Origin of the sequence: Clostridium sp. YIM B02500 (assembly GCF_022324665.1) — a bacterium.
Lineage (GTDB): Bacteria > Bacillota > Clostridia > Clostridiales > Clostridiaceae > Clostridium > Clostridium beijerinckii.
Genome location: NZ_JAKGTE010000001.1, coordinates 1 through 23,602, shown reverse-complemented (window position 1 = coordinate 23,602; position 23,602 = coordinate 1). Strand labels below are relative to the sequence as shown.

17 protein-coding genes are annotated in these 23,602 nt (G+C 30.4%); 16 read left to right on the top strand and 1 reads right to left on the bottom strand.

Translation table 11 applies throughout. The annotated features are described in order from the left end of the window. Window positions 1-201: 201 nt before the first annotated feature. Window positions 202-1,077, bottom strand: coding sequence for an AraC family transcriptional regulator (locus L1S46_RS00085; RefSeq protein ID WP_012060815.1), 876 nt, complete (start codon window positions 1,075-1,077; stop codon window positions 202-204). A 338-nt stretch (window positions 1,078-1,415) separates the two neighbouring features. Here L1S46_RS00085 and L1S46_RS00080 point away from each other — a divergent pair, with 338 nt between their 5' ends. From L1S46_RS00080 to fsa, 16 genes are all read left to right on the top strand, one after another. Continuing rightward, the gene (locus L1S46_RS00080) at window positions 1,416-2,090 is read left to right on the top strand and encodes a GntR family transcriptional regulator (protein ID WP_017209803.1); all 675 of its coding nucleotides are present in this window, start codon (window positions 1,416-1,418) and stop codon (window positions 2,088-2,090) included. A gap of 179 nt (window positions 2,091-2,269) precedes the next feature. Continuing rightward, window positions 2,270-3,331 carry a mannonate dehydratase gene (gene uxuA / locus L1S46_RS00075; RefSeq protein WP_238898743.1) on the top strand — a complete coding sequence of 354 codons (1,062 nt, stop codon included), beginning with the start codon at window positions 2,270-2,272 and terminating at the stop codon, window positions 3,329-3,331. A gap of 122 nt (window positions 3,332-3,453) precedes the next feature. Continuing rightward, window positions 3,454-5,067: a mannitol dehydrogenase family protein gene (locus tag L1S46_RS00070; RefSeq protein WP_238898741.1), complete on the top strand. Its 1,614-nt coding sequence runs from the start codon at window positions 3,454-3,456 to the stop codon at window positions 5,065-5,067. A 369-nt stretch (window positions 5,068-5,436) separates the two neighbouring features. Further along, window positions 5,437-6,840, top strand: coding sequence for a glucuronate isomerase (gene uxaC / locus L1S46_RS00065; RefSeq protein WP_238898739.1), 1,404 nt, complete (start codon window positions 5,437-5,439; stop codon window positions 6,838-6,840). A 49-nt stretch (window positions 6,841-6,889) separates the two neighbouring features. Continuing rightward, window positions 6,890-8,419 carry an MFS transporter gene (locus L1S46_RS00060; RefSeq protein WP_012060810.1) on the top strand — a complete coding sequence of 510 codons (1,530 nt, stop codon included), beginning with the start codon at window positions 6,890-6,892 and terminating at the stop codon, window positions 8,417-8,419. Window positions 8,420-8,601: 182 nt separating this feature from the next. Next, a complete protein-coding gene (locus L1S46_RS00055) occupies window positions 8,602-11,112 on the top strand; it encodes a TIM-barrel domain-containing protein (protein ID WP_238898736.1) in 2,511 nt (836 codons plus the stop codon). Window positions 11,113-11,506: 394 nt separating this feature from the next. Beyond that, a complete protein-coding gene (locus L1S46_RS00050; protein ID WP_238898734.1) occupies window positions 11,507-12,448 on the top strand; it encodes an alpha/beta fold hydrolase in 942 nt (313 codons plus the stop codon). 97 nt (window positions 12,449-12,545) lie between these two features. After that, a complete protein-coding gene (locus tag L1S46_RS00045) occupies window positions 12,546-15,035 on the top strand; it encodes a TIM-barrel domain-containing protein (RefSeq protein ID WP_238898732.1) in 2,490 nt (829 codons plus the stop codon). A gap of 324 nt (window positions 15,036-15,359) precedes the next feature. Continuing rightward, window positions 15,360-16,235, top strand: a complete 876-nt coding sequence (locus tag L1S46_RS00040) for a Cof-type HAD-IIB family hydrolase (protein WP_238898730.1) — start codon at window positions 15,360-15,362, stop codon at window positions 16,233-16,235. 427 nt (window positions 16,236-16,662) lie between these two features. Beyond that, window positions 16,663-17,949, top strand: coding sequence for an MFS transporter (locus tag L1S46_RS00035; protein WP_017209794.1), 1,287 nt, complete (start codon window positions 16,663-16,665; stop codon window positions 17,947-17,949). A gap of 381 nt (window positions 17,950-18,330) precedes the next feature. Continuing rightward, the gene (locus tag L1S46_RS00030; RefSeq protein ID WP_023975897.1) at window positions 18,331-19,380 is read left to right on the top strand and encodes a LacI family DNA-binding transcriptional regulator; all 1,050 of its coding nucleotides are present in this window, start codon (window positions 18,331-18,333) and stop codon (window positions 19,378-19,380) included. 12 nt (window positions 19,381-19,392) lie between these two features. Beyond that, window positions 19,393-20,133: a sugar phosphate isomerase/epimerase gene (locus L1S46_RS00025; RefSeq protein WP_238898727.1), complete on the top strand. Its 741-nt coding sequence runs from the start codon at window positions 19,393-19,395 to the stop codon at window positions 20,131-20,133. Between the two features lie 25 nt (window positions 20,134-20,158). Then, window positions 20,159-21,124, top strand: coding sequence for a sugar kinase (locus L1S46_RS00020; protein ID WP_238898725.1), 966 nt, complete (start codon window positions 20,159-20,161; stop codon window positions 21,122-21,124). An 18-nt stretch (window positions 21,125-21,142) separates the two neighbouring features. Further along, complete coding sequence (locus L1S46_RS00015; RefSeq protein ID WP_238898723.1) at window positions 21,143-21,766, top strand: orotidine 5'-phosphate decarboxylase / HUMPS family protein; 624 nt, start codon at window positions 21,143-21,145, stop codon at window positions 21,764-21,766. After that, window positions 21,763-22,305 carry a 6-phospho-3-hexuloisomerase gene (hxlB, locus tag L1S46_RS00010; RefSeq protein WP_238898721.1) on the top strand — a complete coding sequence of 181 codons (543 nt, stop codon included), beginning with the start codon at window positions 21,763-21,765 and terminating at the stop codon, window positions 22,303-22,305. The genes L1S46_RS00015 and hxlB overlap by 4 nt, the downstream gene beginning before the upstream one ends. 39 nt (window positions 22,306-22,344) lie before the next feature. Beyond that, window positions 22,345-22,992 carry a fructose-6-phosphate aldolase gene (fsa, locus tag L1S46_RS00005; protein WP_023975892.1) on the top strand — a complete coding sequence of 216 codons (648 nt, stop codon included), beginning with the start codon at window positions 22,345-22,347 and terminating at the stop codon, window positions 22,990-22,992. Window positions 22,993-23,602 lie beyond the last annotated feature (610 nt).

Here is a 23,602-nt window from a genome sequence, read left to right as displayed (position 1 = left end):
TTGATGTACATATGTTGCAATTAGTTCTCTACATTATATGCCTTGTCCAGTTATTCTCTAATCATATAGATTTTAGCACGGTTTTGTTATTAAAAAAGATATATATAAGATAAATTTAAATATGTTATTTCCTTTTTTTAATAGAAAAAGCTATTGAAATATTTATTATAAAACTATATATCATAAAATTTCTAATGTTTATTATTTCTTCAAATTAGATTCAACCATAAGTTCATAGAATTGTTTAGGGGAAATGCTGTATTCATTCTTAAAGGCTCTAAAAAAATTTGAGTAATCACCAAATCCAGATTGTTTGTAAACGCTATTTATCGGATGATTTTTAAGAATTAATTCTTTAGCTTGTATTAATTTTTTTTGTACGATATACCTATGGATTGTAGTACCAGTATACTTTTTGAATTCTCTAGATAAATGGAATTTACTAAGATAAAATTCTTTAGAAAGCTCATCAATTGTAAGTTCTTCATTAATATGATTATTAATATATTCAACTATTCCATCAATTAAGCTGCTCTTCGTCACATCAATGTCAAAATCAGATTTATGACTTAAAACAAGATTATTTAACTGTATTATAAGTTCTATAATATAGGCTTTATATAGCAAATCTTTACCTAAGCCTTTGTAGTTTTCAAGTTCAAGTAGCTTGCTAAGTTGTGCCCTTACATTCTGCTGAATTTGAAAATCAGCTCTTATAACATTTGATTTCTCTATGTTTTCAAAGCACTGTGTAAGGTCCGTTTCTGGCGTTGACAATTCATGTAGAAAAGATTTGTTGATCCAGAGTACAATACGCTCATAAGGCACTTTCATGCTATTAATAACAGCTCGGTGTAGTTCTCTTGTATTAATTAATACTATGTCACCTGATTTTAGATTGTATGACTTACCTTCTATCAAATATGTAACATCTCCAGAAAGGTATAGATAAAACTCATAAAAGTCATGATTGTGTAGGTATTGAAATGGCACATCAGTATTTAAGAAGTGAAAGATTTCGTAGTCACTGGAAAGCATATGTTTGCGTGTAAAAAACTCATGTATTTTTCTTTTCATTGATATCACCTCTTCGACGAATTGTATAAATTGCGATAAAATTACTGAATTATTAAACAATTAAACGTTTTAAATTGCGAAAGAGATTATTTGAATAAGTGATTTTTAATAAAACTGAGATACATTATATTTTACTATAGCAATTTTTGCAAGTTTTGAAGCAATTAAAACATATTGTTTATGTATTTATATAGCTATAATTTAATCATAGCAATTAGGGAAAAGCAAGTGAAAAAATTTACTATACAAGTCTTTGTAAACGATTCTTAGATAGTGAGACTATACTCATAATTACCATACAAGTATGGTAAAACACGTCAATGGGAGAGAATATAAGTATGACTTTTAAAATAAGCAAGAATTCTACGAGTAAGGTTATATATCATAATCTCAGAGAAGAAATTATTAATCTATATCTTGAGCCTGGTACAAGCATTTCTGAAAAAGAACTTTCTGAAAAATATAGAGTGAGCAGAACTCCAGTCAGAGAAGCTCTTGTCCGTTTAGCTCAAGAAGGCTTAGTGCAAATTTATCCTCAAAAAGGTACAGTTGTTTCATTAATTGATTTATCTGCTGTTGAAGAAGAAAGATTTTTACGTGAGCATTTAGAAAGAGCTGTAGTAAAAGAAGCCTGTATGGAATTTCCAAAAGAAAATATATTGGCTTTGGAAATGAATTTAAAGTTTCAAAAAATGTATATAGAAAATAACGACTATAAAAAATTATTTAATACGGACGAGGAATTTCACAAGATAATTTTTGAAGGATGTAGCAAAAAGAGGATATGGAATAGTATTAATGATGGAAGTACCGAATTTCAAAGAATTCGTGTATTAAGATTAACAGTTAATTCTAGTTGGGATAATATCTATCTTCAGCACAAAGAAATATTTAATGCTATAAAAAATAAAAATCCAGAGATGGCAGAAGAATTCATGAAGAAGCATTTAAATATGGTCATCTTTGATAAAACACAAGTAAGAGAAAGTTATCCTAATTATTTCAAAGATTAGGGTTATACAACACACTTAAATATTAGATGCCATGATATTAAAATCATCTGATATTAAAATAAATTTTCAATTTAGGGAGGTGAGGCCTATATAGAGCATTCAATTTAAACTCTTTATATGCTGGCAAAAAAACTATACGGTAAAACCAAATTAGATAGAATGACAGGAGGTATATTATTATGAAAATGGGTTTCAGATGGTATGGTGAAGGTAACGATACCGTAACACTTGAGCAAATTAAACAGATTCCCGGTGTAGAAACGATTGTTTGGGCTCTTCATGATATGGCAGCTGGTGATGAATGGCCGATGGAAAAAATTCTTGAAGTGAAGAAATCAGCTGATAAATATGGATTTAATTTAGATGTTGTTGAAAGTGTTAATGTTCATGAGGACATTAAATTAGGACTTCCAACTAGAGATAAATATATTGAAAATTACAAAAAGACAATAGAGAAACTAGCCAAGGTTGGCGTAAAAGTAATTTGCTATAACTTTATGCCGGTATTCGATTGGTTGAGAACTGACTTGTACAAAAAAACAGAAGATGGTTCAACAGCTCTTTTCTATGAAAAAGCAAGGATTACAGATATAGATCCAATGGAGTTGGTTAACAAGATAGCATCAAATCCAGATCTTACAATGCCAGGTTGGGAGCCAGAAAGATTAAAGAATCTGACACAACTTTTTGAAGCATATAAAAATGTTACAGAAGAAGATTTATGGAATAACTTGAAATATTTCTTAGAGCAAATTATTCCTGTAGCTGAAATCAATGATATTAAGATGGCAGTTCATCCGGATGATCCACCTTGGTCAATATTTGGTTTACCAAGGATAGTTAAAAGTAGAAACGACTTAGCAAGATTATTAAAGCTTGTTGATAGTCCATATAACTGCCTTACTCTTTGTAGCGGTGCTATAGGCTCAAATACTAATAACGATGTGCCAGCAATGATAAGAGAATTTGGAAACAGAATTGCCTTTGCTCATATTAGAAATGTAAAGATTTATGAAAATGGTGATTTTATTGAAACATCTCATAGAACTTGTGATGGCTCATTAGATATATGTGACATAGTAAAAGCTTACCATGAATTTGGATTTACTGGATATGCGAGACCAGATCATGGAAGACATATATGGAATGAGCAGTGTAGACCAGGTTATGGACTTTATGATAGAGCTCTTGGAATTATGTATATCTGGGGAATATGGGATACACTACAAAGAACTAAATAAGGCTTAAGAATAAATAAAATTAGAGATTGCAATAAAATCTTGGATTTATTAATCCTAAGATATAAAAGATAATTAAAATTGGTAATGCTATTAATAGTAGTTTTAAAGAGGTGAAAATAGGAATGAATAATGCCAAATTAATACTAAGCAAAGAAAGTATTAAAAACAGCGAGTTATGGGAAAATGCTGGAATAGAACTTCCAAAGTTTGATCATGATAATATGTCAACTTTAACTAAGGAAAATCCTACTTGGGTGCACTTTGGAGCAGGAAACATATTTAGAGGATTTATAGCAATGCTGCAACAAGAACTTTTAAACAATAAAAAAGTAACTGGAGGTATTGTTGCTGTAGAAGGATATGACTATGAAATAATAGATAAAATTTATGCGCCTCATGATGATTTAAGTTTGTTAGTAATTATGAAACCAGATGGAAGCTTGGAGAAAAAAGTTGTAGGAAGCATAGGAGAAAGCCTAGTTTGTGACTATTCAAGGGGACAAGATTGGAATAGACTGGAAGATATATTTTCAAATCCAGCATTACAAATAGCAAGTTTTACGATAACTGAAAAAGGTTATAGCGTAAAAAATCTATCTAAAGAGGATATAACAGATGGATTAGAACATCCTGTAAGTATTATTGCTAAAGCTACTTCTTTAGCATATGTGAGATATAAGAATGGACAACTTCCAATAGCTTTTGTAAGTATGGACAATTGTTCAAAAAATGGTGAAAAGCTTCATGATGCAATGGAAACAATAGCAAAGAAGTGGACTGAAAATGGATTAGTTGATAAAGGCTTTCTACAATATATCAATGATGATAAAAAGGTATCGTTCCCTTGGAGTATGATAGATAAAATTACGCCTAGACCTTCTCAAAGTGTTAAAGATACTTTAGGAGAAAACGGTTTTGACAGTACTGAGATTATATGCACTAATAAGAATACTTATATTGCACCTTTTGTAAATGCAGAAGGACCACAGTATCTTGTTATAGAAGATGATTTCCCAAATGGACGAATAGCATTAGAAGAGGCTGGAGTATTTTTAACAAACAGAGAAACAGTCGAGAGAGTTGAAAAAATGAAGGTTTGTACTTGTTTAAATCCGCTACACACTTCTTTAGCAGTCTTTGGATGTTTACTTGGATATAATTTAATTGCAGACGAAATGAAAGACCAAACTCTAAAGAAACTAGTTGAAAAGATTGGGTACGACGAAGGAATGCCAGTTGTTGTTGATCCAGGAATATTAAAACCTGAAGATTTTATTAAAGAAGTACTTGAAGTTAGACTTCCGAACCCATATATACCAGATACTCCTCAAAGGATTGCATCAGATACATCTCAAAAGGTTGGTATAAGATTTGGGGAGACAATCAAGGCTTACAGAGATAGAGTAGATTTAGATACTAAAAACCTTAAATACATTCCGCTTGTTATTGCAGGTTGGTGCAGATATTTAATGGGAATAGCTGATGATGGTAATGCAATGGAATTAAGTCCAGATCCATTATTAGATGAACTAAAGAAATATGTAGCTAATATAAAATTAGGAACTATAGAACAATTAGGAGATACTCTAAAACCGATACTAATGAATGAAGAAATTTTTGGCGTAGATCTTTATGTCATAGGATTAGGAGAAAAAATTGAAGGTTATTTCACCGAAATGATTTCTGGAACTGGTGCTGTTAGGTCTACTTTAGAAAAGTACTTAGAATGCAGATAGTTTATGGTGAAATTGAGATATGTAAAAAATAACATTTTTATCATTCCAGTTTATTATATTCTGGCAAATAATATAAACAAAGAATGATAAAAATGCTAAGAAAATTATTAAGAAATACATTATAACACAAATTGCACTAACTAACAATCTTGCTTAGATTATGAAGATTTAAAGAAATATTAGAGTTGGGAACATAATCTAAGTAATGAAAATTTACAAAGATTAGTGTAAAAGAAAACGTTATAGTAGGGTGTTGGATATATAAAGATTACGATAATGTACTCTAATTAGCAGAGTGTGTACCGTTAAAGAAAATCCATTCAATACTTCACAAATATTAAACTTTTATTTGAAAGTAGGATGATGAATTTGAAGAAATTTATGGATGAAAATTTCTTATTATCTAATAAAACAGCTATGGAGTTATATCATAATTATGCAAAGAATATGCCTATTATCGATTATCATTGTCATATTGATCCTAAGGAGATATATGAAAATAAAAAATTTAATAACATAACTGAAGTATGGTTATACGGGGATCACTACAAATGGAGAGCAATGAGATGCAATGGTATAGATGAAAAATATATTACAGGTGATGGCAGTGATTATGATAAATTTTTAGCTTGGGCAAAAACCATACCTATGTCTATAGGAAATCCTCTTTATCATTGGACTCACTTAGAGCTTCAAAGGTTCTTTGGAATATATGAACTGCTTGATGAAGAAACTGCTCCAGCAATTTGGAAAAAAGCAAACGAATTGTTAAGTGGAGAAGGATTTAGAGCAAGAGATTTAATTACAAAATCAAAGGTTGAAACTATATGTACAACTGATGATCCTACTGATACTTTAGAATATCACATTAAGCTTAAAGAAGACGAGAGTTTTAATGTAAATGTTTTACCAACTTTCAGGCCAGATAAAGGAATAGAAATAAACTTAGATGGTTTTGTTTCATGGGTAAAAAAATTAGAAGGAGTATCGGAGATCACTATAAGTAATTATGATGAATTTCTAAATGCATTTGACTCAAGAGTAAGGTACTTCCATTCGGTTGGATGTAGGATAGCAGACCATGGTATAGATGGGACAGTAGTTTATGCAGATACATCAAAAGAAGATGCAGCAGCTATATTTGCTAAAGCCTTAAATGGAGAAGTAGTAAGCCTTGATGAAGAAAAGAAGTACAAAACTTATACATTAACACATGTATTTAAACTTTATCATGAGCTTGGATGGGCTATGCAGCTTCATATAGCTGCGCTAAGGAATAATAATAATAGAATGTTCGAAAAAATAGGCCCTAATACAGGATTTGATTCAATTAATGATGAGAGTATAGCGTACCCATTATCTAGACTTTTAGATTCTGTAGATAAGGAAAATTCCCTTCCTAAAACAATTTTATATACGTTGAATCCAAAGGATAATTATGTTCTTGGAGCTATGATAGGAAATTTTCAGGGAGAGGGGATTCCAGGAAAAATGCAATTCGGTGCAGCTTGGTGGTTTAACGATAATAAAGATGGAATGATTGAACAAATAAAAGTGTTAGCAAATCTTGGATTATTAGGCCGTTTTGTTGGAATGTTAACGGATTCTAGAAGCTTCTTATCATATACAAGACATGAGTATTTTAGAAGAATTGCCTGCAATTTAATCGGAGAATGGGTAGAAAATGGTGAAGTACCAGGAAATATTAAATTGCTAAAAACAGTTGTTGAAGGTATATGCTACAACAATGCAAAGGAATATTTCAATATTTAGATAGAAGATTGCTAATTAAAAATATTAATTAAAGAAAGAGGTAGATTATATGTCTATAAAAGATAAAAAGATTACTTTACCTAGATGTATTGGATATGGATTAGTTGATATAATGGGCGGCGGAGCCTTTACAATAATTGGAGCTTTCTTATTGTTTTTCTATACAACTTATTGTGGACTTACACCTATACAAGGGGCATCTATTGTTGCGGTTGCTCGTTTTGTAGATGCAATTGCCAGTCTTTTTATAGGGAGTATATCTGATAATTTTTATAAAACTAAGCTTGGAAAGATATTTGGAAGACGTCGTTTCTTTTTATTAATTGGAGCGCCATTAATGGCAATTTATGTATTAATATGGACAATAGGAATGAATTACTGGTTTTATTTAAGTTGCTATTTATTATTTGAAATAGTTGCAGCCATGGTATTAATTCCATGGGAAACACTACCGACTGAAATGACAACTAACTACTCTGATAGAACTAAAATTTCTACTTGCAGATTAGTTATTTCTTCTTTAGGTCAGTTCTTAGGGACCTTTGTTCCTGCACAATTGATTGGACATTTTGGCCAAAAGAATCCTTATGCATATTTCTATAATGGATTATTTTTTGCAATATTGTATGCGATTTGTATATTTATAACATATAAAGCGACTTGGGAAAGAGAAATTACACCAGCGATGGAGCAAGAATTATTGGCTGCATCTCAATCTAAAGGGAATAGGAATTTTAGTGATTACTTAAAAGTGCTTGGGGAATATGCATCTACATTTAAGCTAAAAAGTTTCAGGAAACATTTAGGACTTTATTTATTATCGTTTACTGCTGGGGATATATTTAATGCTGTATTTTTATTTTTCTGTGTTTATAATTTAAAGGTTTCATCATCTTTTGGTGCATATTTGCTTTCATTTAGCATTATTGGTATACCAGGAACAATTATAGGTGGAATTTTATTTTTAAAACTTGGACCTACTAAATTATATAAGATTACGTATACATTTATGATATTAAGTGTACTAGCATATTATGGAGTTTATTTAGCTGATCCTGAAGCTAAGACTGCTATTTTACTTGGAATATCTATAGTTTACTTTGCATTTAGATCCTTGGCGGTTCTAACTCCTTGGACAGTGTTCCCATTTATTCCTGATGTTGATGAAATTGTTTCGATGAAAAGAAGAGAGGGACTTTTTGCAGCAGTTATGACTTTTACTAGAAAGAGCACTGTAGCCATTGCTACATTTTTAATCGGTGTTGTGTTGCAAGAAGGAGGATTTGTTAAAGGTCAAGAGGTTCAATCTCCTCAAACAGTACAGATTATTGGATATGTTTTACTTATTGGATGTGTTGGTTTGTTTGCATTATCATTAATACTTGCATTTACTTTTAAGCTTAATAAAGAAACTCATCAGATATTAATAGATGAAGTTGAACGTTTGAAAAATGGTGGTTTAAAAGATGATGTTGACTCAAACACAAAAGAAGTTGTTGAAAGTCTTACTGGATATAAATATGAGGATGTTTGGAAACAGAATTTTACACAAGATAATTTAATGAATAGTATCAGTTAAGTTATTTTGCTACTCTTATAATGTTATATAGATATAGGTTGTTAAATAATTGAGTTTTGACAGTTGTTGAAAAAAATCATAATTGAACAACCTATATAACAAGTTTATAAACGGGCAATCTACGCCTTAATATGTTGTTGATAGATTAATAAGTATAAATTAGTAGTTTAGGAGGAAGTTACATGTTATTAAAGGAATTTATGTCTATAAATAGAATACAGAATGGTTATTTAGTGAAGGGGGATACCGCAGATATAAAAATAATTTTTATGTCAGATGATATTATACGTGTTAGAGCTTCTTTTGATAGAAAGTTTGAGGAAGCATCTTATACATTGGTTACGACTGCATGGGAGGATCGTTTTGATTCTTTACTTGCAGAAGAACGTGAAAGAATAGAAGCATTAGATATTCCTTTTGAAGAAAATGAAAAAGAAATTATATTTTATACAAAAACATTAAAATTAGTACTAGCTAAATCACCATTACATTTTTCTATATATAAATTAAATGGAGAAAAGTTATATAGTGATCTTGCAGATAGAGCTTTTGAATGTGATCAACTAGGAAGAATTTATCATTATAATGAAGTTGATTTACAAAATGATCATTTTTACGGATTTGGTGAAAAGACTGGAAAGTTAGATAAAATGGGTAGAAGAATGCGTATGTCGCCTAAAGATGCAATTGGGCATGATCCTGAATTTGGAGATCCTTTATATAAACATATCCCATTTTATATTAAGTTAAATAACAATAATCATCATGCCATTGGACTTTTCTATCATAATTCCTATGATTCAGTATTTGATATGGGTAATGAAATTAGTGGATACTGGCCTCGTTATAGTTATTATCAAGCTGATGGAGGAGACATTGATCTATTCTTTATCAATGGACCAAAAGTTGAACAAGTCTTAGATAATTACACAAAACTTACAGGAAAGCAGGCAATGCCTCCTAAACAAAGCTTAGGTTATACAGCTTCTACAATGTATTATGCTGAACTTGAAAAAGATTGCGATAAGGAAATATATGAAGTAATTAAAAAGCATTTTGATGAAAAAATGTATATAGACAACTTTAAATTAGCATCTGGGTATTCTTCTGGAGAAGAAGATAATTTAAGATATATTTTCAATTGGAACAAAAAGAGATTTCCGAATTCAGATGAATTTATGGAAAAAATGAATGAAATGGGTCTTAATGTTATACCAAATTTAAAACCAGGGATTTTAGCTAAGCATCCTTATAAAAAAGAATTTGAAGAAAATGATGTATTTATTAAAAATCCAGATGGAAAAGGAGATTATAATGGCCGTTGGTGGGGTGGTGTTGGAAGATTTGTAGATTTTACTAAGCCATCAGGTAGAGAAACGTGGAAGAAGCTACTTAAAGAAAATATTTTAAGCAAAGGAACTATAACCGTTTGGAATGACAACTGTGAATATGATGGAATAGAGGATCGTAATGCTGTATGTGATTTTGATGGAAAACCAGGCACTATGGCGGAACTTAAAATAATGCATTCTAATTTAATGGCTTATGTTGGAAAGCAAGCTGTAGCTGAACTTTATCCAAACCGCCGTCCATATATTATAAACCGTGCTGGATTTGCAGGTATTCAAAGGTATGCACAAACATGGGCAGGAGATAATTTGACAGACTGGCGTACATTAAAATTTAATATAGCAACTATTGTTGGAATGGGGTTATCAGGAGTAGCAAATACAGGTTGTGATATCGGGGGCTTTGCAGGAGGTGCTCCAGAAGGAGAACTATTACTAAGATGGATTCAAAATGGTATATTCCAGCCAAGATTCTGCATTAATTCAGCCAATAATGATAATACTGTTACTCAGCCATGGATGTATGAAGAAAATAATGAATTTGTACGTAATGCATATAGTCAGCGTTATAGAATGTTACCATATCTATATTCTTTAATGTATGAAGCTCATACTACTGGTAAATCGATAATGCGTCCATTACTCATGGAATTCCAAGATGATGTTAATTGTTATGATGATCAATATATGACATTTATGTTTGGGCCATCTGTTTTAGTTGCAAATGTATTGGAAAAGGGAGCGAAGTATAGAAAACTTTACTTGCCAGAAGGCTGTACTTGGTATGATATGAATAACAATATGGCTGCATATAAAGGCGGACAAGAAATAGAAATTCCAGTTACCCTTAACAGCATTCCTATGTTCTTAAGAGGAGATGGAATTTTCATAACAAATGAAGAAGTAAAGCATATTACTACTGATAAGATGAAGACATTAGACATTTTAATAGGAGGAGAAGCAGAAAGAAGCTTCAATTTCTATAATGATGATGGTGTAACTAATGATTTTGAAAAAGGTATATATGAAAATACAGAAATTAATGTAAGCGGTGGAGCACGTAAGAAAATTTCTTTCAAAACAACAGGAAGTTATGAAAGTGGAATATCTGATCTTACAATTAAATTAGTAAGTAAAGATAAAGGTGCATATTGGGCTTCTGTAGATAATGAACAAATACCTCGTTTCTTAAATAAATCATCTTGGGAAAAAGCAGAACAAGGATGGTACTACGAATTATCAGACAGAACAGTATTAGTAAAATGCAAGAAACCAGCAAAGAAAGAATTTGAAATTATAATTTCTTGTGAAAGATTTGACTTAATTGGCATGGGAGACGAATAAGACTTGATACTTAAATCTGGACTTATGCTATGACTCACCGAAATAATAAATATTTTTATTTCGAAGGACTATGAAAATGTCGCTTAAGGTACTAAGTTGCAAGTTGTACCCAATTCATCATGATCCCGCTTTCAGCGTGACAAGCTAAATTGGAACAACTTACAACTAAGAACCTTTAGCAGCTCATTTTAAAATGCCTTCTGCACAAAAATATTTATTATTTCTAGTGAAGATGTCAATTCTAAGAATTATAAGCCATGTAAATATGTTTATCTAATATGTTAAAGTTTAAAATTAGCTATATACCAATAATGAAATAAACATTATTTGTATATGAAAATAATTATTTGGAAATTGAATTGAAAAAATATATAGAATTTAAGGAGGCTTTCTTATGGCATTTCAAGAAAAAAGTTTTGAATCATTTAATAAGAGGGACATGGTACAAGCTTGGATTTATACTCCTTTTTGTAAACCAAGGGGAATTATCCAGCTTGTGCATGGTTATCATGAACATTCACGTAGATATATGCACATGATATTAAAATTGAATGACGCAGGGTTTATAGTTGCTGCGGATGATCATGTAGGACATGGAAAAACCGCTTATGTTTCGGACAATTGGAGTGATTGGGGAGATAAAGGTTATATGACAATGGTAGAAGATGAACATTCACTTCGTAAAATTGTTCAAGAAGAATATCCAGATTTACCTTATTTTATGTTTGGGCATAGCATGGGATCGATGGTTGCAAGATGTTATGCTACCATTTATGGAAAAGGAATTGATGGTTTGATTTTATGTGGAACTTCAGGAGTAATTCCAACAGCAAGTTCAGTAATACCTGTTTTTAAAAATTTAATAGATGAAGGTAGAGGAGAAGAAGTTGATCCTTCTTGCTTAGAGATGCTCATGGGATGGATGTGGAAAACAGAACGTTATGAAGAAAATCCTGTTACTTCAAATACATGGGCATGTGGTGATCCTGATGTAAATGCAGACCATGCAAGAGATATATATAGTGATCTTCTAATGCAGCCTAATATACGTTCACTATATTATTTTGCAAATTTAATGAATGATATTGTTGGTGTTAAGTGGGCAGAGAAAGTGCCGACATCAATTAAAGTTTACAATATTGCAGGAGATAAAGATCCAGTTGGTCTGTACGGAGAAGGTGTTTATGCTGTGTCGAATTGGCTTGCAGAAACAGGGCACATGGTAAAGACAAAAGTTTATTCGGGATATCGTCATGAAATACAATATTATTTAGATATTAGAGATGAAGTTGAAGATGGAGTCATAGATTTTGTGAACTGTATTATTGAGAAGTAGATAAGCATTTCTCAATTCGCTAAAATAGTTGATAAGACGAGGCTTATATTGTAAATAGGGTAAAAATTATAAAATAAATATACTAGGAGATAGCATTATGAAGATAAGTAATAAAATTATAAGTCTAAAAAATATTGATAATTATTTAGAAATCACTACTAATGCAGCTAAATATAGAATTATACTTTTAAATGATAATATAGTAAGAGTTCGCTGTACTTTTGATGAGGAGTTTCAAGAAGAAGCATCATATGCTTTAGTTATGACAGCTTGGAAAGATAAAATGGACAAGTTATTAAAAGATGAAAGAAAACAAGTAGAAGCAATTAGCAGTAGTTATGAAGATTTAGGTAATTATATTGTATTAGCTACAAAAAGTTTAAATATAAATATTTATAAAGAACCTTTTGGAGTAGAGATTACAGATAAGCAAGGGAATATACTACATTCAGATTTAAAAGAAAAATCATATGTAAAAGATAGATTAGGAAGACTTTATCATTATTCATGTATGGATGATGAAGATTATTTTTATGGATTTGGGGAAAAGGCTGGGTATTTAAATAAGAAAAAGAGAAGAATGAGAATGCATAATGTAGATACTATAGGTTATGATTCAGAACATACAGATCCATTATATAAGCATATACCTTTTTATATAAAATTTAATAATAAAAATAGCATAGCTAGCGGAATATTCTATAACAATTCTTATGATTCTACTTTTGATATGGGATGTGAAAGAAGTGGATATTGGAATAAATACAGTTATTTCTGTGCTGATGGTGGAGAATTAGATGCATTTTTCATTTATGGACCTAAAATCAAAGATGTGGTAAGAAATTATACTGATTTAACAGGAAAAACTGCAATGTCTACAAAGTATTCTTTAGGATATATGGGATCAACTATGTATTACACAGAATTAGATAAAGATTCAGATAAAGCTATCTTACGATTTTTAGATAGATGTAAAGAAGAAGGAATCCCTTGTGATGGTTTCTTTATGTCATCAGGATATACTACAGGGAAAGATGGAAAAAGATATGTATTCAATTGGAATTATGATAGATTCAAAAACCCTGAAGATTTTGTAAGACAAGTGAAGGAAAAAGGGGCTTGTGTGGCACCTAACATAAAACCAGGTATGTTAATTTCTAATCCGCTATACAAAGAATTTGATGAAGCCGGGGCTTATATAAAGGATGACGAAGGAGAAAAATCTCAAACAGATAGATATTGGGGAGGTCAAGCTTCTTTTGTAGATTTTACAAATCCTAAGGGAAGAGAATTATGGAAAAAGCATTTAAAAGAATCTTTAGTTTCACTAGGAATCACATCTATATGGAATGATAACAATGAGTATGAAATAAATAATACGGAAGCAATTTGTCATTTCGAGGGCATGAAGAAAGAAATAAGTGGTTTAAGACCAATAATGCCAAATTTAATGGCACTTATGGCAAAGGAAACAGTCGCAGAAGTTTATCCAAATATAAGACCATATATAGTGAATAGGGCTGGATTTGCAGGGATTCAACGTTATGCTCAAACATGGGCTGGAGATAATAATACAAGCTGGAAGAGTTTAAAATTCAATATTCCAGTAATGCTTGGAATGGGACTTTCAGGAGTTGCAAATCAAGGCTGTGACATAGGAGGATTTTTTGGACCAGCACCTGAGCCAGAGCTATTTGTAAGATGGGTTCAAAACGGAATATTCCAACCAAGGTTTTCAGTTCATTCTTGTAATACTGATAATACTGTTACAGAACCATGGATGTATCCATCTTATACAAAATATATAAAAGAAGCTATAAAACTTAGATATAAATTAGTACCATACTTATATTCATTGTTATTTGAAGCATCTAAAGAAGGATCACCAATTATGAGGCCTTTAATATATGAATTCCAAGATGATAAAAAATTACTTGAGGAAAGCTTTGATTTTATGCTTGGAAGTTCTATTTTGATTGCAAACGTCCTAGAAAAAGGTGCAAAAACAAGAAAAGTATATTTACCTGAAGGAGCTGCTTGGTTTGATTGGGATACAAAACAGACATATGAAGGTGGACAGACGATTGAAGTTGAAGTTTCATTAAACTCAATTCCTATGTTCTTTAGAAGTGGAGCAATAATTCCAATTGCTGAAGGCTTAACTAATATTAATAATGATTCAATAGAAACACTTAAGCTTCTAATAGAGCCATCAGAGGAATCAAGCTTTGTATTATATGAAGACGATGGTGTAACTAATAACTACAAAAATGGTGAATACTTAAAGACGTTAATATCAGTGAAGAGAGAAAATAGTGTTAAAATTGCATTTGAAAAAGAAGGCGGATATGACAAGCAGCCTAAAGAAATTAATATAGATTTAATATGTAAGGATATAGCTCCAGTTCAAGTTAACTTAAGAGATAAAAAGCTTGCCATGTTCCTAGATATAAAAGAATGGGAATTAAGCGAAGAAGGTTGGTATTTTGATATAGAACAAAAAACAACTAAAATAAAATATAAGAACATAAATGAAAATTATGATCTTAATGTTAATTTTAGCGTTAAAGATTTAATTTCTATATAAATTGCAATATGCACAGTTATATGTAAATATACATGAGAAAAAAGTATGATATAGATGCGTTCATCTTACTTAAGATAGTTTATGTTTGTAAGAAATTATGGCACTAGTTATAATAAAATAAATGAAAAAATAATATAAATAAATAGAAGAGAATAAAATTAATAATTAATTCTATTTAGAATTTGAGGCTAGAGAAGAAGTATCTTTAGCCTTATTTTTTTTGTATTATAGTATATAATAGAAATTATAGGTAAATATTTTACAAGAAAATTTTGAGTAAATACATGTTGTAGAATATATAAACGAGTATGGAGGGATTAAGGGATGATAAAACTTATTGCAGCTGATATGGATGGAACACTGCTTAATAGCAATCATAAGATATCAAAGGAAAATATAGAAGCTATAAAAGTGGCTGAGAAAATGGGAGTGAAATTTGCAATTTCTACTGGAAGAATGTATGAAGATGTTAAACCCCTACTTGATGAATCTAATTTAAAATGTCAATGTGTCGTTCTAAATGGCGGAGAATACATAGATGAGAATGGAAAGGTATTAGAAGGAATTTACATTGATATTAAGCAAGCAAGAGAAATTATAGATATGATATTAAAGGAAAAAATTATAGCTGAAATTTATACTAATGATGGATTATATAGTGTGAATACAAGAGAGGAAGCATTAACTGAAGTTGCATACAGAATTATGGTATTCGACCCAGAAACAACTTTTGAAGATGCTATGGAAATGGCTAAAAATCATCCTCATTTTATTAATTTAAAATATGTTAAAGATATAAACGATTTTTTGAATAGTAATGTTAAGATAGGAAAATTTGTTGCATTTTATAACGATGAAGAGACAACTAAAAAGGTAAAGAACAAATTGGAATCAATAGGGGAACTTGCTATAGCATCAACTTTTACTAAAAATATAGAAATAAATAATAAAAATGCACAAAAGGGATTAATATTAGCAAGAGTTGCGGAAAAAATGGGGATAAAAAGAGATGAAGTAATGGTTATTGGGGATAGTTTTAATGATTACTCAATGTTTACTGAATTTACTGAATCCGTTGCTATGGAAAATGCAGTACCGGAAATAAAAGAAATAGCCAAGTATATAACTGATACCAATGACAATGCTGGAGTTGCTAAAGCTATTTATAAGGCTTTGAATTTAGAGAACAAAAAATATTAAAAGTAAATTTATATAATTTGTATGGAGAATATTAAACCGCTATGTTCTGGAATAAAGCCTTCTAGAACTATAGTGGCTTTTTTATTATACAGATAATTGATTTTAACTTTTTATAAATACTACTTGACATCTTTTGGTGAAAGCGTTAACATTATATTAAGTTTAGAAACCGGTTAACTAAAACGATAAACTAAAGCTAAAGCATAAAAAATATTGAAATTTAAACTTAAGTTTAAAAAGTCAAAAATATTTGAAGTAGCGTAATAAGCATAGGGGGAATGTAAGAAGATAATCGATATTATTATAAACTCGCTGAAGGAATAATAAATTTTATAAATTGAACAAATGATTGGCACAATAAAGCTAAAATTGTTTTTAATTATTAAATTATATGGAAATTAAAATGATTATTATGGGAGGATATGAAATGGATAAATCAAGTATTCAATTAACTTCTAAAAGGTGGAAAAGATTAATACCAGTAGCATTTATTACTTATAGCCTAGCTTACTTGGATCGTGCAAATTATAGTTTTGGTGTTGCAGGAGGTATGGGTGAATCTTTGCATATTACAGCATCGATAGCATCACTTCTATCCGCCTTATTTTTCTTAGGATATTTCTTTTTTCAAGTACCAGCAGCATGGTTTGCAGAAAAGAAAAGTGCTAAAAAATTAGTTTTTTGGAGTTTAATATTCTGGGGGATATTAGCTGCTTCAAATGGCTTGATAACGAATGTAAAAGTTTTAATGGTTACTAGATTCATACTTGGAATAATTGAAAGTGCTGTTATGCCAGCTATGTTGATTTTTTTAAGTAATTGGTTTACAAAAAAAGAACGTTCAAGAGCAAATACATTTCTAATTTTAGGTAATCCAGCTACTGTTTTATGGATGTCTATTGTATCAGGATATTTAGTAAATTCTGTAGGATGGAGATGGATGTTTATACTTGAAGGAATACCACCAATTTTATGGGCGTTCTTCTGGTTGAAACTTTCAGATAATAAACCAAAGGAAGCAAAATGGTTAACTGAACAGGAAAAGAAAGATATTGATATGGTGATGGAAGAAGAACAAAAAGGCATAAAACCAGTAAAAAATTATAGAGAAGCATTTAAATCACCTAAGGTAATAATTTTATCATTTCAATATTTTTTCTGGAGTATAGGTGTTTACGGTTTTGTAATGTGGTTACCATCTATTCTAAAGGCAAGTCCTCAAATTAGCATTGTTTCAGCCGGTTGGCTATCATCATTGCCATATGCTTTAGCAGTAGTATTGATGTTAGTATCGTCTTATTATTCAGATCGTACCGGAAATAGAAAGACATTTGTTTGGGCATACTTATTAATAGGTACATTTGCATTTTTTGGTTCATATTTAATTGGGACTTCAAACTTTTGGCTATCATATATTTTACTTGTAATTGCAGGAGGGGTTATGTATGCACCTTATGGTCCGTTTTTTGCAATAATTACAGAAATATTACCTAAGAATGTATCTGGAGGAGCAAGTGCCTTAATCAATAGTATGGGTGCACTAGGATCATTTGCAGGCTCATATGTCGTAGGATATTTGAATGGTATAACAGGCTCAGTAGATGCATCATATATATTTATGTCAGGGTCACTTTTATTATCAGTATTTCTAATGATTGCGGTTAAAACTTCTAAGGCATCGAATAAAATAGAAAATGCAGTAGAGGTTTCATAAATTAGTAATTCATTAGGTTATTGAATTTATAGTATAAAAAGAATCTTATATAAACTAGACCTAATATTTAAGAGATAGAGGTAAGTCTTTTATTTAAAGTTTTTGTAAAGGATATCTAGAATAATAAACTTAATCAGATTAATATATAAATGATCGTGTAATGGCTTGACATTTTTTGGTGAAAGTCTTAACATTATATTGTCACTTTAGAAACCGGTAAACTAAAACGATAAACTAATAGTGAATATGATTGTTAAAGCGATTTAATCTGATTGAGTTGATTAATAAATATGTTAAAGAAAAATAGAGAATAGTAGCATAAATTATTGAATCTTTGACAGTTAAGATTGATAATAAAAGTATTGAATGGAGGAATAAGTTATGCTGAAAAATTCTACAGATAAACAAAAGAACGTAACAATTGCAGATGTTGCTGCTTATGTAGGAGTCTCTAAGACAACAATATCTAGATATCTAAACAAAAATTTTGAATTTATGTCACAGGAAACTCAAGAAAAAATAGATGAAGCAATTAAAGTATTAAAATATAGGCCAAATCGTATAGCTCAAACACTAAAAGCTAAAAATTCCAATATAATTGGGGTAACAATTGCAGATATAGGAAACCCATTTTCTTCATTACTAATTAAAGGAATAAATGACGTATGTAGAGCAAATAATTATCAGCTACTTGTAACAAATGCTGACAATCTAGCAGAGAGAGAAAGAGAGAACATAGAATCCCTGTTAGATAGCCAAGTTGATGGTTTACTAGTTAATACTACGGGTAATAACTATAAATATTTACAAGAGTTTAAGGATAGTGATAATTTTAAACCAATAGTATTATTGGATAGATTTATAAATCCATTAATTTATGATTCGGTGACAATGAATAATGCAGAGGTAACAAGAAACATATTAGATGAGTTACTAAAGAATGATTATGATCATTATGTATATTTTTCAGAAGACATAAATGGGATAAGTTCAAGAATAGAGAGAAAGAAAGCAATGGAAGAATTTCTATCTAGAAATGCAAATACGTCAGGAGAAACTAATATTATCAAAAAAAATGATATAAATGATATAAAAGAAATAATAGAAAATATTCTAAATAAAAATAAAGATAAAAATATCTGTTTCTTTGCAAATAATGATGAAATTTTAAAGGTTCTTATAGAATGCTTATATGATTTAAATATAAGAATTGGAGCAGATATTGGTATATTTGGTTTTGCTGAGGAGAAATGGGCCCGATTAATTGGTCCAGGAATTACATCAATAGATGAGAACCCATATGAAATGGGAGAAAGAGCAGCTAAGCTACTATTTGAAAGAATAGATGGAAGTAGAAAAGATGATTTTATCTTAGAAGAAATACCGGTTAAAATACATCTAAATTACTCAACAAGAAATATAAAAAAATAAGTGGGGATAGTTATGAATCAACTAGGTATAAATTTATTAGTATTTAAAAATGAATTAGATAAAGGGATAAAACAAGAACAAATATTAGAGCAAATAGAGGCATTAGGTGTTCATATAGCTGAAATAAGAAGAGAATGTCTAAAGAACTTAGCGGAAGAAATTCCGATTATAAATAAATTAGCTAAAGAATTTGGAATAGAATTATATTATTCAGTTCCGGAGAAAGTAGCTTGCGAAAAAAAATTAAATCCAGAGATTAATGTTTATTTTGAGGAAGCAAAACTGATGGGGGCAAGTCACATAAAATTCAATATAGGTGACTTAGTAGAGTTAAGCTTAGATGAAATAAAAAAATTAAGAGATATTATTTATAAATTTGATATTAAAGTAACAATAGAAAATGATCAAACTCCTGAAAATGGAAATTTAAAATGTGTAATAGATGCTATTGATATTATAAACAAAAATTCATTACCAATCGGATATACTTTCGACTTAGGAAATTGGTATTGGCAGAATGAAGATCCTGAAAATGCATTTGATATTTTACGTTCAGCTATTACAGTATTTCATTTAAAAAATATAGAGTTTCTAAATAATAAGCCTACTACAACTTTACTGTCAAAAGGACAAATTAATTGGAAGGCAATTTTAAAGAAGTTATCTAATAATGTACCAGTAATCATCGAATATCCAATTAGAAATGAAGATATACGAGGAGAATTAGAGGAAGTAAGAAAAATTTTGCTATAGATTGGCAACGGAAAGGGTGAAAAAAATGAGTGAGATTATTACAATTGGTGAACCAATGGTAATGTTTTTAGCAGATACTAAAGAACATCTTAGCAACGTAGAACATTTTACAAGGTTAATTGCTGGAGCAGAACTTAATGTGGCTATGGGACTAAGAAGACTTGGACATACAGTTACATATATAAGCCAAGTTGGAGAAGATCCATTTGGGCAATATGTAAAGAAATATCTAGAAAATGAAAATATAGATACAACTTTTGTAAAGGCATATAAAGAAGCACCAACAGGATTTCAATTTAAAAATAGAACTGATGAGGGGGATCCAGAGGTACTATATTTTAGAAAAGGAGCGGCAGCATCAAGAATAACTAAAGATATTTTAAATGAAATAAGTTTTTCAGATGGAAAGGTGCTTCATATCACAGGAATTTTTCCAGCATTAAGCGAAACAACTTTAGAAACAACATTTAAAGCTATAGAAAAAGCTCACGAAAATGGTATGCTTGTTACTTTTGACCCTAATCCAAGGCCCGTATTATGGGAGAGCAAAGAAAAGATGATTCAAGTGACTAATGAGTTAGCATTTAAATCAGATATTGTATTACCTGGTTTCAGCGAAGGAAAATTATTTACAGGAAAAGATTACAAGGAAGAGATTGCTGATTTTTATTTAGACAAAGGTGTAAAAAAGGTAGTTATAAAAATGGGAACTACCGGTTCGTATTCTAGGGAAAAATTAGAAAATGGACAAATAAAAGAAGCTGAATGTCCAAGCTTTGAAGTTCCAGTTTTAGATACAGTAGGAGCAGGAGATGGATTTGCAGCAGGAGTTATTAGCGGAATTTTAGAAAATCTTGAAGATAATAAAATTTTAGAAAGAGGAAACGCTATTGGTGGGATTCAAGTAATGCACCTAAGTGATAATGAGGGATTACCAACAGTAGATGAATTAAATAACTTTTTAAAAAATTATAAAAGAAAAGTTTCATGAGAATTTAAGGAGGATAAAATGAAGTTACAGGTTGCAATAGATAGGGTGTCTTTAGAGAAAGCAGAAAACTTAGTTAAAACTTTTGATGGATTAGCAGATATTATTGAGATTGGAACATCTTTAATAAAAGACTATGGACTTCTTAAATTAAAAGACATAACAAGCCCAAAAAGTAAATCTCAAATACTAGGAGATATAAAAACAAGTGATGAAGGTGCGTATGAATTTGAACAAGGTTTTAAACAAGGATTTGATATCCTGACTGTTATGGGGAGTGCATCACTCGGAACTATAGAAAAATGTTATGAAGTTTCTGAGCAATATAATGGAACAACGATGATAGATTTATTGGAATGTTCAGATGAAAAAATTAATGAAATATCACATTTCAGCAGTGCTATTTATTGCATACATGCATCTATTGACAAAGAAAAGTTAGCTAATCCAGGTGAAACAGTAAAGAGATTTAAAGAACAGTTTCCTTCAATAAAAAGAATTGCGGTTGCAGGAGGAATCACATTAGATTCCATACCAGAATTAAATAAATATAATATAGAACTGGTTATAGTTGGGTCAGCAATAACCAGTGCCGATGATAAGATAGAAAGAATAAAAGAGTTTAGAGGAGTAATGGGGAAATGAGAGTAATAGATCAAATATTAGAAGAAATTAAAGATGTAATAAGCAAAGTTGATGAAGAAGAGATAAAAAAAATAATGGGTGTATTCCAAAAAGAAAGAAAGATTTTTGTAGATGGCGAAGGTCGTAGTGGATTTCAAGCAAAGGGATTTGCAATGCGTTTGATGCATATTGGTTATAATTCTTATGTTATGGGAGAGACAATTACACCAGCTCTAAAAAAGGGAGATATATATGTTGCAATATCAGGTTCTGGGAAAACAAAAAATACATTAAGTAATGCAAAAGCAGCAAAAGATTTAGGCTTAACTATAGTTGGAGTTACAAGTAAAAAGGATTCTCCACTTGCAGAAGTATCAGAGTTTGTACTTGAGGTTCCAGGAAAAACAAAGAATGATACCGGTGTTTCATCAATTCAACTACTAAGTTCATTATTTGATCAATCTGTCCATATAGTATTAGATGATTTGTGTTTATTAATGAGTAGAAGAGATAACTTATCAGATAGTGAAGCAGCAAAAAATCATATAAATGTAGAATAATAGTTTTAAGAATTATAATTAATAAAGGGGTAGATTAAAATGAGATTTTTCTTAGATACAGCAAATGTAGAACACATTAAAGAAGCGAATGAAATGGGAGTAATATGTGGTGTAACAACAAATCCATCATTAATAGCAAAGGAAGGAAGAGACTTCAATGAAGTAATAAAAGAAATTACAGAAATAGTTGATGGACCAATAAGTGGAGAAGTTGTAAGTGAAGATGCTGAAGGAATGATAAAAGAAGGAAGAGAAATTGCAGCAATTCATAAGAATATGATAGTAAAGATTCCAATGACAGCTGAAGGTTTAAAGGCAACTAAAGTATTAGCTAGTGAAGGAATTAAAACAAATGTAACATTAATATTCTCAGCAACTCAGAGCTTACTTGCAGCAAATGCAGGAGCAACATATGTAAGCCCATTCCTTGGAAGAGTAGATGACATCTCAATGATAGGTATGGATTTAGTTAGAGATATAGCAGAAATATTTGCAGTACATGGAATAGAAACAGAAATAATAGCAGCAAGCGTAAGAAATCCAATTCATGTAATAGAAGCAGCAAAAGCAGGCGCAGATATATCAACAGTGCCTTATAGTTTAGTAATGCAAATGCTAAAACACCCATTAACAGATCAAGGATTAGAAAGATTCAAAGCAGACTGGGCAGCAGCATTTGGAAAATAGTCCTTCGAAATAACAAACATATTTTGATTCCGGTTCCTAAGAAATTTTGTTGAGTGCTTCTAAGATTATAAGTTGTACCCAAAATGCTTGTTTCAAAGACAAGCTCTGAACAAGCACATTTGGAACAACTTATAATCAAGAAGCACTACCAACACAATTTCTAATGAACACTCCACAAAATATGTTACTTATTTCTAGTGCAGATATATTTTGAAAATGGAAGAGTAATTTAGAGATATAATTGCTGGATTCTGAAATTAGGAAAGCATAAATGTTTATGGATAAATATTTTGATATAATGCTTTCGCAAAAGCATGACTATCATTTATTCATGTTCAAAATGCTAGAGATAAAAATATATATTCTTAAGAATATAAGAAGTTAAGAATGAAAGAATATAAGAATTTAAGAATATATAAATGAAAACATAAAAGAACTTAAAAAGTAACCAAGAAAAAAAGGTAACAATATAAAAAGGTGTGGTAAAATAGGCACCTTTTGAAAAGTGAATTAAGGATAGCTAAGGTTATTTCAGGCTTGAAATGAATTCGAAGCGCAGCATGGGACTTAATTAGCACAACTAATAACTTATAAAAAAATATGTCTATGA